Annotated in this window: 9 protein-coding genes and 1 pseudogene; 6 read left to right on the forward strand and 4 right to left on the reverse strand. The window is 69.1% G+C overall.

The window, feature by feature from the left end; genetic code table 11:
• Positions 1-67 precede the first annotated feature (67 nt).
• The 4 genes and pseudogenes from ACQ859_RS11900 to kynB form a co-directional block, all read right to left on the reverse strand.
• Positions 68-1,884 (reverse strand): annotated as a pseudogene (locus tag ACQ859_RS11900) (aminopeptidase P family protein).
• Positions 1,885-2,126: 242 nt separating this feature from the next.
• Positions 2,127-3,032, reverse strand: a complete 906-nt coding sequence (kynA, locus tag ACQ859_RS11905) for a tryptophan 2,3-dioxygenase (protein ID WP_431265957.1) — start codon at positions 3,030-3,032, stop codon at positions 2,127-2,129.
• Positions 3,033-3,040: 8 nt separating this feature from the next.
• Positions 3,041-4,348 (reverse strand): kynureninase, encoded by a 1,308-nt coding sequence (gene kynU, locus ACQ859_RS11910; protein ID WP_431265958.1) that lies wholly within the window; start codon positions 4,346-4,348, stop codon positions 3,041-3,043.
• A gap of 29 nt (positions 4,349-4,377) precedes the next feature.
• Positions 4,378-5,025 (reverse strand): arylformamidase, encoded by a 648-nt coding sequence (kynB, locus tag ACQ859_RS11915; RefSeq protein ID WP_431265959.1) that lies wholly within the window; start codon positions 5,023-5,025, stop codon positions 4,378-4,380.
• Positions 5,026-5,248: 223 nt separating this feature from the next.
• Here kynB and ACQ859_RS11920 point away from each other — a divergent pair, with 223 nt between their 5' ends.
• Genes ACQ859_RS11920 through ACQ859_RS11945 form a run of 6 tightly spaced genes read left to right on the forward strand, consistent with a single transcriptional unit; the run spans position 5,249 to position 12,682 of the window.
• Positions 5,249-7,597, forward strand: a complete 2,349-nt coding sequence (locus ACQ859_RS11920; RefSeq protein WP_431265960.1) for a bifunctional salicylyl-CoA 5-hydroxylase/oxidoreductase — start codon at positions 5,249-5,251, stop codon at positions 7,595-7,597.
• Between the two features lie 57 nt (positions 7,598-7,654).
• Positions 7,655-8,443, forward strand: coding sequence for an SDR family NAD(P)-dependent oxidoreductase (locus ACQ859_RS11925; protein ID WP_431265961.1), 789 nt, complete (start codon positions 7,655-7,657; stop codon positions 8,441-8,443).
• Positions 8,443-8,982 carry a MarR family winged helix-turn-helix transcriptional regulator gene (locus tag ACQ859_RS11930; protein WP_431265962.1) on the forward strand — a complete coding sequence of 180 codons (540 nt, stop codon included), beginning with the start codon at positions 8,443-8,445 and terminating at the stop codon, positions 8,980-8,982. Before ACQ859_RS11925 ends, ACQ859_RS11930 begins: the two co-directional genes overlap by 1 nt.
• Positions 8,983-9,004: 22 nt before the next feature.
• Positions 9,005-9,844, forward strand: coding sequence for an enoyl-CoA hydratase family protein (locus tag ACQ859_RS11935; protein ID WP_431265963.1), 840 nt, complete (start codon positions 9,005-9,007; stop codon positions 9,842-9,844).
• An 8-nt stretch (positions 9,845-9,852) separates the two neighbouring features.
• A complete protein-coding gene (locus ACQ859_RS11940) occupies positions 9,853-11,010 on the forward strand; it encodes an acyl-CoA dehydrogenase family protein (RefSeq protein WP_431265964.1) in 1,158 nt (385 codons plus the stop codon).
• 10 nt (positions 11,011-11,020) lie between these two features.
• Positions 11,021-12,682 carry a benzoate-CoA ligase family protein gene (locus ACQ859_RS11945; protein WP_431265965.1) on the forward strand — a complete coding sequence of 554 codons (1,662 nt, stop codon included), beginning with the start codon at positions 11,021-11,023 and terminating at the stop codon, positions 12,680-12,682.
• Positions 12,683-12,685 lie beyond the last annotated feature (3 nt).

Consider the following 12,685-nt stretch of genomic DNA (forward strand, 5'->3'; position numbering starts at 1 on the left):
AGGCCGGACGTAAAAAGCGCGGCTCAGCCGCGCTTTTCCGCTGTCCGTCGCATGGACGGTCAAAGGCTCAACGATGCAGCGTTTCGGTGCGGGTGTTCAGCCAGGCCAGTGCCTCGCCGTCGACCAGCGGCGCCAAGCGGCGGCGCACCTCGGCGTGATAGGCGTTCAGCCACGCGAGTTCGTCTTCCGACAGCAGCGCCACCGCGATGCACCGCGTGTCGATGGGGCACAGCGTCAGCGTCTCGAACGCCAGCATCTCGCCGAACTGCCCCTTCTCGGGGGTATCCAGGGCCACGTTCAGCACCAGGTTCTCGATCCGCACCCCCATTGGCCGGGGCGGTAGAGGCCGGGTTCGATCGACGTGATCATGCCGGGCTCCATGGCCATGTTCGCGTCGGGCACCGCCTTCGAAATGCTCTGGGGGCCTTCATGCACGTTCATGAAGTACCCGACGCCGTGGCCGGTGCCGTGACCGTAATCCAGGCCGTGGGCCCACAGCGGCGCACGGGCGATCGCGTCGAGCATCGGGCTCAGCGTGCCGCGCGGGAATGCGGTGCGCGACAGCGCGATCGTGCCCTTGAGCACCAGCGTGTAGTCGCGCTTGTGGTCGTCGGTGATGGTGCCGATCGGCCACACGCGGGTGATGTCGGTCGTGCCGCCGAGGTACTGGCCGCCCGAGTCGATCAGCAGCAGGCCGTTGCCGTCGATCTGGGAGAAAGATTCGGGCACGGCACGGTAGTGCGGCATCGCGCCGTTGGCGTTGAAGCCGGCGATGGTCGAGAACGACAGGCCGACGAAGCCGGGCCGCTTGGCGCGTTCGGCGGTCAGGCGCTCGTCGACGGTGAGTTCGGAGATCGCCTCGCCGCGCGCCAGCGCCGCCTCGAACCAGGCGTAGAACGCGCACATCGCGGCGCCGTCCTGCTCCATGGCCTGGCGGATGAACTGCGCTTCCGCGGCGTTCTTGCGGCTCTTCAGCAGCGTGCTGGGATTGATGGCCTCGACGACGCTCGCCGAGGCAGGCAGTGCCTCACGCAGGCCGAGCGTGACGCGGCGCGGATCGATCAACACCTTCGCATCCGCGGGCAGGGCGCCCAGCGTGGCACGCGCGTCGGCGTAGGGCGCGAGACGCACGCCGTCGGCGACGAGGCGCTGCTCGAGCGCCGCGTCGATCTTGCCGGGCTGCACGAACAGCGTCGCGCCGTGCTTGTCGAGCAGCGCGTGCGCGAGGAACACCGGGTTGTAGGTCACGTCCGAGCCGCGCAGGTTGAACAGCCAGGCGATGTCGTCGACGCTGGAGATCAGGTGATGCGAGGCGCCGTGCTTCGCCAGGCCTTCGCGCACCTGCTGGAGCTTGTCGGCACGGCTGACGGTGGCCTGGGGCGAGGCGTGTTCGTAGATGGGGGCGTCGGGCAGACCGGGGCGGTCGTCCCAGGCTTGGTCGATCAGATCGATGGCGGTGTTGATCAGCACGCCCTTGGCGCCGAGCGCGGCGCGCAGCTGCTGCGCGACGGCGAGCCCCAGGACCTGGCCGTCGACGACCAGGGTCTGGCCGCTCTGCAGCTTGTCCGCGATCCAGGTGATGTGCTGGCTGGACGCGCCGGTGGGGATCTTGAAGAGCGCGATGCCGCTGTCGGCGAGTTCGCGTTCGGCGGAGGTCCAGTAGCGGCTGTCGGCGAAGAGTTGGGCGTCATCCTGCGTGACGACCAGGGTGCCCATGGAGCCGGTGAAGCCGGAGAAGACTTCGCGGGCCTGCCAGCGGCGAGGCAGGTACTCGGAGAGATGGGGGTCGGCCGAAGGCACCAGGATGGCGTGGGCGCCGGCGTTGCGCAGCGCGTCGCGCAATCTGGAGATGCGCAGCTTGATCTGGGAAAGGCGGGTATCCATGGTGGGCCTCGGCGGGTTGGCGAGCGGACCGTGGGTCACCGGATAGGTCACCCACATCGAGTCCCCGAATTGTAGAAGCGCGCGCCCGCATCCCTCCAACGAGCGTGCGAGGTCGTCCGGAGCAGGGCGACCAGGCCCCCTTGACGGAACTTAAGGAGGGAATTTGTCGGCCGGGGCGGCCGACAAAGGGGGAGATGGAGTCAAGGGGGCCTGGTTGCCCTGCGAGTGCTCCGTCCCTGGATTCAGAGCTCCGTCCGCAACGCCCACAACTCCGGGAACAGCACGACGTCGAGCATCTTGCGCAGATAACTGACGCCGCCGGTCCCGCCCGTCCCGCGTTTGAAGCCGATGACGCGCTCTACGGTCGTCACGTGGCGGAACCGCCAGAGCCGGAACGCGTCTTCGAGGTCCACGAGTTCCTCGCCCATCTGGTACAGGTCCCAGTGCGCCTTCGGATCGCGGTAGACCTCGAGCCAGGCGGCCTTGACGCCGTCGTCGGCGGAACGCGGCTGCGTCCAGTCGCGATCGAGCGCGGTGGCGGGCACGTCGATGCCGCGGCGCTTCAGCAGACGCAGAACTTCGTCGTACAACGAGGGCGCTTCATAAGCCGCTTGAACATCGGCCAGCAGGTCGGCGCGATGCGCGTGCGGCTTGAGCATCGCGGCGTTCTTGTTGCCGAGCATGAACTCGATGCGACGGTACTGCGCGCTCTGGAAGCCGCTGCTGTTGGAGAGATAAGGGCGGATGGCCGAGTACTCCGGCGGCGTCATCGTGCTGAGCACATCCCAGGCGTGGACGAGCTGCTCCATGATCCGCGACACCCGCGCCAGCATCTTGAAGGCTTCGGGCAACTGGTCCGAGGCCACGTGCGTCACCGCGCCATGGAGCTCGTGCAGCATCAGCTTCATCCACAGTTCCGAGGTCTGGTGCTGGATGATGAAGAGCATCTCGTTGTGGTCGGGCGAGAGCGGATGCTGGGCGCTCAGCACCTGGTCCAGGCGCAGGTAGTCGCCGTAGCTCATGTCCTTCGAGAAATCGAGCTGCGCGCCTTCATCGCGGACGATCGCCTCGCCGGCCCCGGTGCCTTGCCCGGCGGTCGCCGCGCCGCTGTCGACGCTGTCGGGGGCTGCGCCGGATCCGTGTCCCATCGGGCAACTCATGTCACTGCCGCCTTCTTGTTGAAACGCGCCTCACGCCATTCTTCGGTGGCCAGCACCTGGTGCAGTTGCTCGACCGCGTCCCATGCGTCGGCGAAGCCGATGTACAGCGGCGTGAAGCCGAAGCGCAGGATGTGCGGGACCTCGTCGAGTCGCGTCGGATCGCCGGCGCGGTAGTCGCCGATCACCCCGCGCTCGATCAGCGCCTGCACGACCGCGTAGCCGGCCGTCTCATGCAACGGCGCCTTCAGCGCCAGGCAGACCTGGCTGCCGCGCTGCGCGGCGTCGCGCGGGGAGACGACGTACACGCCTTGCCCGCCGCAGCGCTGCTCGGCCAGACGCGCGAACAGCTCGGTCAACGCGATCGACTTCTCGCGCAGCGCCGCCATGCCGCCGAAGGGCTCGGCCGCCAGCAGCGTGTCCACGCCGCATTCCAGTGCCGCCGTCGACAGGATCGCCGGCGTCCCGCAGATGTAGCGCTTGATGCCCGGCGCGGGCGCGTAGTTCGAGGTGAACTGGAACGGCGACGCATGGCCCAGCCAGCCCGACAGCGGCTGCCAGAAGCGGTCGGCGTGGCGCGGATGTGCCCACACGAAGGCCGGTGCGCCGGGGCCGCCGTTGAGGTACTTGTAGCCGCAGCCGATGGCGAAGTCCGCATCCGCGGCGTTCAGGTCGACCGGGATCGCGCCCGCGGAGTGCGCGAGGTCCCACACGGTCAGCGCGCCGGCCGCATGGGCCGCGGCGGTCACCGCCTTCATGTCGTGCTTGCGGCCGGTCCGGTAGTTGACCTCGGTCAGCATCAGCACGGCGAGCCGGTCGTTCAGCTGGCCGGGGATCTCATCGACGTGGTCGACGAGGTGGAGCGTCATGCCGAACTGCTCGGCGAGGCTCTCCGCGATGTAGAGGTCGGTGGGGAAGTTGCTGCGTTCGGAGACGACGACCGTGCGTCGTCTGTCCGTGTCGCCGGCCCTGACGATGCGCAGCGCCGCGCTCAGCACCTTGTAGAGGTTGAGCGAGGTCGAGTCCGCGACGATCGTCTCGCCGGGCTTGGCGCCGATCAGCCGGCCGATCTTGTTGCCGATGCGCGAGGGCAGGTCCATCCAGCCGGCGGTGTTCCAGCTCTTGATCAGGTCGCGACCCCATTCCTCGGAGATCACCTGCTGCACGCGGGCGGCCGTGGACTTGGGCATCGCGCCCAGCGAATTGCCGTCCAGGTAGAGCGTGCCCGCGGGCAGCGAGAACTGGTCCTTCAGCGGCGCCAGCGGATCGGCGGCGTCCAGGGCCAGGCAGTCTTGTCTTGTCGTCATCGATGTTCCAGATGAATTCGGAAGAAGGGTCACAGCGAACGCAGCACCGCGCGCACCGGCGATGCGCAGGCGCCGGCGAGCTTGAGCGGCAGCGCGATCAATTCGTAGTCGCCTTCGGGCACCTCGTCCAGCACGAGGTTCTCCAGCACCCGCAGGTCCAGCCGCAGCAGCCGCTGGTGGCTGTCCAGCGTCTTGCTGGTCGCGGGATCGACGCTGGGCGTGTCGAGTCCGATCAGCTTCACGCCGCGCGCGGCCAGCCACTCGACGGTCTCGGGCGCGTAGGCGCTGAATTCGGGATTCCAGACGGTGTCGGCGCGCTCATTGCAGCGCACCAGCACGCGCGCCGGCAGGTCCTGGGCGGCGTGTTCCAGATGCTCGATGTGGATCAGTGGTCCGCAGCCGATCGCATGGATCACGCGGCAGGGACCGAGGTAGGGATCGAGCGTCACCTCCGCCGCACTCGCGACGCCATCCGCGTAATGCAGCGGCGCATCGGCATGCGCGCCCACGTGCGGCGACATCGTGATCGCGCTCAGGTTCACCGGGCACTCCGGCGAGAGCCGCGCGGTCCATGTCAGCGAGTAGGGCTCGTCGCCGGGAAAGATCGGCGCGTCGGGCGCCACCACCGGCGAGATGTCCCACAACGCGCGCTGCGGGGATTGGCTTGTTGACTTCATCTGCTGCTCCTGCCGGGCCCTCGGCACGACGGCGCGCACCTTAGCGCGGGGTCCTGGACCGTGGTGTCGGTTAATTCCAACAAGGACGGGGCGTTTCCGCAAGGCGCCCCGCGCGCCGGCTCACACCGGCTCAGGGTTATCCAGATCGTTGACACCTCAACTATCCAGGCCTAAAGTGATCCCGTCAAGCAGTCCTCGCCCGACGCTCGCCGGGCTTCCCACCATGCGTATCACCTGCATCGGCGGCGGTCCCGCCGGCCTGTACTTCGCGCTGCTGATGAAGCGGCAGAACCCGGCGCACGAGGTCACGGTGCTGGAGCGCAACCGCGCCGGCGACACGTTCGGGTGGGGCGTGGTGTTCTCGGACCAGACACTGGCCGCGCTGCGCGAGGCCGATCCGAAGACCGCCGAGCAGATCCTGCAGTCCTTCAACCACTGGGACGACATCGCGGTCCATATCGACGGCCGCACGATGGTGTCCGGCGGGCACGGCTTCTGCGGCATCGGCCGGCGCAAGCTGCTGGACATCCTGCGCGAGCGCTGCGAAGCGCTGGGCGTCGTGCTGCGCTACGAAACGGATGTGAGCGACGACGCCGACATCGATGCCGACCTGATCATCGCCGCCGACGGCCTCAACAGCCGGCTGCGCCAGAAGTACGCCGCGACCTACCAGCCCGACGTCGACCTGCGGAACTGCCGCTTCGTCTGGCTCGGCACGACCAGGCTCTTCGACGCGTTCACCTTCGATTTCCAGAAGACCGAGTGGGGCTGGTTCCAGGCGCATGCCTACCGGTACGACGACACGCATTCGACCTTCATCGTCGAGACGCCGGAGCAGGTCTGGAAGGACGCCGGCCTGGAGGACATGAGCAAGGAAGAGGGCATCGCCTTCTGCGAGAAGCTCTTCGCCAAGGTGCTCGACGGCCATCCGCTGATCTCGAACGCGTCGCATCTGCGCGGGTCGGCGCAGTGGATCCGATTCCCGCGCGTGGTCTGCAAGCGCTGGGTTCATCACAACGGCCGCGCGCCGGTCGTGCTGATGGGCGACGCGGCGCACACGGCGCATTTCTCGATCGGCTCGGGCACCAAGCTCGCGCTGGAGGACGCGATCGCGCTGGCGCGCGACATCGAGCGCCACGGCGGCGGCGTGGACAGCCTGCCCGCCGCGCTGGAGGAATACGAAGCCACCCGCTCGATCGACGTGCTGCGCATCCAGAACGCCGCGCGTAATTCGACGGAATGGTTCGAGAACGTCGAGCGCCACGCGCGCCTGGCGCCGGAGCAGTTCGCGTACTCGCTGCTGACGCGTTCGCAGCGGATCTCGCACGAGAACCTGCGGCTGCGCGACGCGCGCTACGTCGGTGAGTACGAGTCGTGGCTCTCGCAGCGTGCGGGCCTGGACCGCGCCGCGCCGCCGATGTTCACGCCGTTCACGCTGCGCGGTGTGAGGCTGAAGAACCGCGTCGTCGTGTCGCCGATGGCGCAGTATTCCTGCGAGGACGGCCAGCCCGCCGAGTACCACCTGGCCCACCTCGGCGCGCGCGCGATGGGCGGCGCGGGGCTGGTGTTCGTCGAGATGACCTGCGTGTCGCCGGAGGCCCGCATCACGCCGGGATGCCCAGGCCTGTGGAACGACGCGCAACGCGACGGCTGGAAGCGCATCGTCGATCACGTGCACCGCAGCTCGACCGCGAAGATCGCCATGCAGCTCGGCCACGCCGGCGCGAAGGGCTCGACGCGCGTGGCCTGGGACGGCATCGACCAGCCGCTGGACGACGGCAACTGGCCGTTGATCTCGGCGTCGCCGCAGCAGTATCTGGAAGGTGTCAGCCAGTGGTCGAGCGAGATGACCCGCGCCGACATGGACCGCGTCAAGGCCGAGTTCGTCGCCGCGACGCGGCGCACGGCCGATGCCGGCTTCGACTGGCTGGAGCTGCACTGCGCGCACGGCTATCTGCTGTCGAGTTTCCTGTCGCCGTTGACGAACCGGCGCGGGGATGACTACGGCGGCTCGCTGGAGAACCGCCTGCGTTATCCGATCGAAGTCTTCGCCGCGATGCGCGCGGCGTGGCCGCAGGACCGGCCGATGTCGGTGCGGATCTCCGCGAACGACTGGGTGCCGGGCGGCACGACGACCGAGGATGCGGTCGCCATGGCCGAGGCCTTCAAGGCCGCGGGTGCCGACCTGATCGATGTCTCCTCGGGGCAGGTCAGCAAGCAGGAGCGGCCCACCTACGGCCGCATGTGGCAGACGCCGTTCAGCGAGAGCGTGCGCAACCGCGCCGGCATCGCGACGATCGCGGTGGGTGCGATCTCGGAGGCGGACCACGTCAACAGCATCATCGCGGCCGGCCGCGCGGACCTGTGCGCGATCGCGCGTCCGCACCTGGCCAATCCGGCGTGGACACTGACGGAGGCCGCGAAGATCGGCTACCTGTCAGGTCCGGGGCTCGACTGGCCGGTCCAGTACCTCTCCGGCAAGAGCCAGATGGAGCGCGAGTTCGAACGCCAGCGCGCCACGGGCGGCGGCGCGGCCGCGCAGGAACAGGCCAACAAGGCGCTCGGCGTCTGAGGCGGCGGTCATGACGACGAGCAACAGCGCGAGAAGCAACAGCGTCAAGGGATCCCCATGAGCAACAGGTATCCGCTCGAAGGACTGCACGCCGTCGTCACCGGCGGCGGCTCCGGCATAGGCGCGGCGATCGCGCAGGCACTCATCGCCGACGGCGCGCGCGTCACGCTGATGGGCCGGCGCATCGAGAAGCTGAAGGAACAGCGCGACAAGCTGAACGTCGATGGCGGTCCGTCCGTCGAGCTGCAGGTCTGCGACGTCGGCGACGAGGCCAGCGTGCGCCAGGCCTTCGCGGCGGCGGTCGCCGCGGCCGGTCCGGTCGACCTGCTGGTGAACAACGCCGGGCAGGTCGAGACGTCGCCGCTCGGAAAGACCTCGCTGGACACCTGGCAGCGCCTGCTCAACGTGAACCTCACCGGCAGCTTCCTGTGCAGCCGCGAGGTGCTGCCCGCGATGACCGAGCGCCGCTTCGGCCGCATCGTCAACGTCGCGAGCACCGCGGCGCTCAAGGGCTACGCCTACGTCGCCGCCTACTGCGCGGCCAAGCACGGCGTGCTCGGCCTCACGCGCGCGCTGGCGCTGGAGACGGCGCGCAAGGGCGTGACCGTCAACGCGGTCTGCCCGGGCTACACCGAGACCGACATCGTCGCGGGCGCCATCGACACCATCGTCGCCAAGACCGGCCGCACGGCGGACGAGGCGCGCGCCGAGCTCGCCTCGGTCAATCCGCAGGGACGGCTGGTCGATCCGGCCGAGGTCGCCGCCTCGGTGGCCTGGCTGGCGCGTCGCGACAGCGGCTCGATCACCGGACAGGCGATCGCCGTCGCCGGCGGGGAGGTGATGTGATGCGCGACGCCGCGAAGGGGACGCTTCAGGACCTCGTCGACGATCCGGGCGCGGAATTCGGCCCGGACCTCGAGTCCCGCATGCACGACGGCGATCACCAGGCGCTGCGCGTCTGGCTGCGCCTGCTGGCCTGCACCACGCGCATCGAGGACCAGATCCGTCAGCGCCTGCGCAACGACTTCGGCACGACGCTGCCGCGCTTCGACCTGCTCGCGCAGCTCGAGCGCAGTCCCGACGGCCTGACGATGCGCGAGCTGTCGCAGCGGTTGATGGTCACCGGCGGCAACGTCACCGGCATCACCGACCAGCTCGAGGCCGAGGGCCACGTCGTGCGCGAGCCGCATCCGTCGGACCGGCGCAGCGTCACGGTGCGGCTGACACCGGCCGGACGGCGCCAGTTCAAGCGCATGGCCGCGACGCACGAGGGCTGGATCGTCGAGCTGCTGGCCGGCTGGCCGCCCGAACAGAAGACCCAGGTGTACGAGCTGCTCGCGGGGCTGAAGGGCCACCTCGCGCAACTCGACGCCGCTCGCAAATGAACGATTGAAGGAGTACCCATCGATGGACAGCCATCTCATCAGCGGCAACACGCGCAGCCTGAAGGGCTTCGAACCGAAGCACTTCAGCTGGCGCCAGGAAGGTGCCGTCGGCGTCGTCACGCTGAACCGTCCCGAGCGCAAGAACCCGCTGACCTTCGAGTCCTACGCCGAGCTGCGCGACCTGTTCCGCACGCTGGCCTACGTGGACGAGGTGAACGCGATCGTCGTGCAGGGCGCGGGCGGCAACTTCTGCTCCGGCGGCGACGTGCACGAGATCATCGGCCCGCTCACGAAGATGGCGATGCCGGACCTGCTGGCGTTCACGCGCATGACCGGCGACCTCGTGAAGGCGATGCGCGCCTGCCCGCAGCCGGTGGTCGCGGCGATCGATGGCGTGTGCGCCGGCGCCGGCGCGATCATGGCGATGGCCTCGGACCTGCGCGTCGGCACGGCGCGCAGCAAGACGGTCTTCCTGTTCACGCGCGTCGGCCTGGCCGGCTGCGACATGGGCGCCTGCGCGCTGCTGCCGCGCATCGTCGGACAGGGACGCGCGTCGGATCTGCTCTATACCGGCCGCAGCCTGGGCGGTGAAGAAGCGCTCCAGTGGGGCTTCCTCAACCGCGTCGCGGAGCCGGACGCGCTGGAGGCGCAAGCCGTGGCCTGGGCCGCGGACATCGCCGCCGGTCCGAACTTCGCGCATGCGATGACCAAGCGGATGCTGCACCAGGAATGGACCATGGGCGTCGACGAGGCCATCGAGGCTGAAGCGCAGGCGCAGGCGATCTGCATGATGACGCAGGACTTCCACCGCGCGTACCACGCGTTCGTCGCGAAGCAGCGCCCCGAGTTCAAGGGCGATTGAGGACGGCCATGAATCATCTGAAGCATTTGGACTGGCCGTTCTTCGAGGACAAGCACCGAGCGCTCGCGAGCGAGCTGGACGGCTGGTGCGCGCGCAACCTGGCGCACGGCGCGGTCGATCACGAGGATGTCGACGCGAGTTGCAAGTCGCTGGTGAAGGCGCTCGGCGCCGGCGGCTGGTTGAAGCACGCTGTGGCGGGCGAGGGCGAGGCCATCGACACCCGCGCCATCTGCCTGCTGCGCGAGACGCTCGCGCGCCACGACGGCCTGGCGGATTTCGCGTTCGCCATGCAGGGGCTGGGCTCGGGCGCGATCTCGCTGATGGGCACACCCGCGCAACGCGAGGCCTACCTACCGCGCGTCTCGCGGGGTGAGGCGTTGGCCGCGTTCGCGCTCTCCGAGCCGGAGGCCGGATCGGACGTCGCAGCGATGCAATGCGCCGCGCGCCTGGACCAGGGCGGCGACCACTACATCCTGGACGGCGAGAAGACCTGGATCTCCAACGGCGGCATCGCGGACTTCTACGTCGTGTTTGCGCGCACGGGCGAGGCGCCCGGTTCGCGCGGCATCAGCGCGTTCATCGTCGATGCTGGAACGCCGGGCTTCGAGATCGCCGAGCGCATCGATGTCATCGCGCCGCACCCCTTGGCGCGGTTGCGCTTCACCGGCTGCCGCGTGCCGAAGACCGCGATGGTCGGCGCGCCCGGCGAGGGCTTCAAGGTGGCGATGCGAACGCTGGACGTGTTCCGGACCTCGGTCGCCGCGGCCTCGCTAGGCTTCGCGCGACGGGCGCTGGAAGAGGGGCTGAACCAGGCCAAGGAGCGCGCGATGTTCGGCGCCACGCTGGCCGACCTGCCGCTGACGCAGGCCAAGCTCGCCGACATGGCCTGCACCGTCGACAGCAGCGCGCTGCTGGTCTACCGCGCCGCGTGGGAGCGCGACCAGGGCCGCACGATCACGCGGGAAGCCGCGATGGCCAAGCTGATGGCCACCGAAGGCGCGCAACGCGTCATCGACGCGGCGGTGCAGCTGCACGGCGGCCGCGGCGTGCGGCGCGGCGAGATCGTCGAGTCCCTCTACCGCGAGATCCGCGCGCTGCGCATCTACGAAGGGGCCAGCGAGGTCCAGCAGCTGATCATCGGCCGAGACCTGTTGAAGAACGGATAAGGACGCGCTCATGCACCGCACCGCCCACCAGGACACCTTTGCCCGCGACAACCTGCCGCCGCAGGACCGGTGGCCGGATCTGGTCTTCGACCTGCCGGAGCTGCAGTTCCCGGAGCGGATGAACTGCTCGTGGGATCTGCTGGATCGATGGGTGGACGAAAGGCAGGGCGGTCGTACGGCCGTGATCGGCGGCGACGGCCGCGGCGGCGAACTCCGCTGGACCTACGCCGAACTGCAGGCGCAGGCGAATCGCATCGCCAACGTGCTGGTGAACGAGCTGGGCGTCGTGCCCGGCAACCGCGTGCTGCTGCGCGGCGCCAACACGCCGCAGATGGCGGCCTGCTGGTTCGCGGTGATGAAGGCCGGCGCGATCGCGGTCGCGACGATGCCGCTGCTGCGCGCCAAGGAACTGGGCCAGGTCATCGAGAAGGCGCGTGTCTCGCACGCGCTGTGCGACGCCGCGTTGGCCGAGGAACTGGAGGCCGCACGATCGCAGTTCCCCGTGTTGAAGCAGGTCTGCCTGTTCCGCAGCGAAGCGCCCGATGGATTGGAAGCGCTGGCGGAGCGCCAGTCAGCGAACTTCGACAACATCGATACCGCGTCCGACGACTGCGCGCTGATCGCGTTCACGTCGGGGACGACGGGACAGCCCAAGGGCACGATGCACTTCCACCGCGACGTCATCGCGATCTGCCGCTGCTGGCCGGTGCACTGCCTGCGCGCTCGCGCTGATGACGTGTTCATCGGCAGCCCGCCGCTGGCGTTCACCTTCGGTCTCGGTGGGCTGCTGCTCTTCCCGCTGAGCGTCGGCGCGATGGCGGTGCTGCTGGAGAAGGCGTCGCCGGACGCGCTGCTGCCGGCGATCGCGAAGCATCGCGCGACGGTGTGCTTCACCGCGCCGACTTCGTACCGCGCGATGGCGGGACAGGCCGCGTCGCACGACCTGTCCTCTTTGCGCAAGTGCGTGAGCGCCGGCGAGGCGCTGCCCGCCGCGACGCGCCAGCTTTGGAAGGACACGACCGGCCTGGAGATGATCGACGGCATCGGCGCCACCGAGATGCTGCACATCTTCGTCTCGCACACCGAGGAGACGGCGCGCCCCGGCGCGACCGGCAAGCCGGTGCCGGGCTACCGGGCGCGCGTCGTCGACGACGAGGGCAAGGACGTGCCGCAAGGCAGCGTCGGCAAGCTGGCGGTGCTGGGGCCGACGGGCTGCCGCTACCTCGCGGACGATCGCCAGCTCAAGTACGTGAAGCACGGCTGGAACCTGACCGGCGACGCCTACGTCATCGATGCCGACGGCTACTTCGTCTACCAGGCGCGCACCGACGACATGATCATCTCCGGCGGCTACAACATCGCCGGCCCGGAGGTCGAGTCCGCGCTGCTCGCGCATCCGGCGGTCGCCGAATGCGCGGTGGTCGGCGTGCCCGACGACGAGCGCGGTCAGGTGGTGAAAGCCTTCGTCGTCCTGAAGCCGGGTGCGATCGGTACGGCGGACACGGCGGCCGCCGCCCATGCCGCCGACGAGGCTGTGTTGATCAAGGCGATCCAGGACTTCGTCAAGGCCACCATCGCCCCGTACAAGTACCCCCGTGCGATAGAGTTCCGCGCCAGCCTGCCCCGCACCGAAACGGGCAAGCTGCAGCGCTTCCGCCTGCGTGAGCAGTAACCG

The sequence above is a fragment of the Roseateles chitinivorans genome (assembly GCF_050632235.1).
In the GTDB taxonomy this organism is placed as follows: domain Bacteria; phylum Pseudomonadota; class Gammaproteobacteria; order Burkholderiales; family Burkholderiaceae_C; genus Roseateles; species Roseateles chitinivorans_A.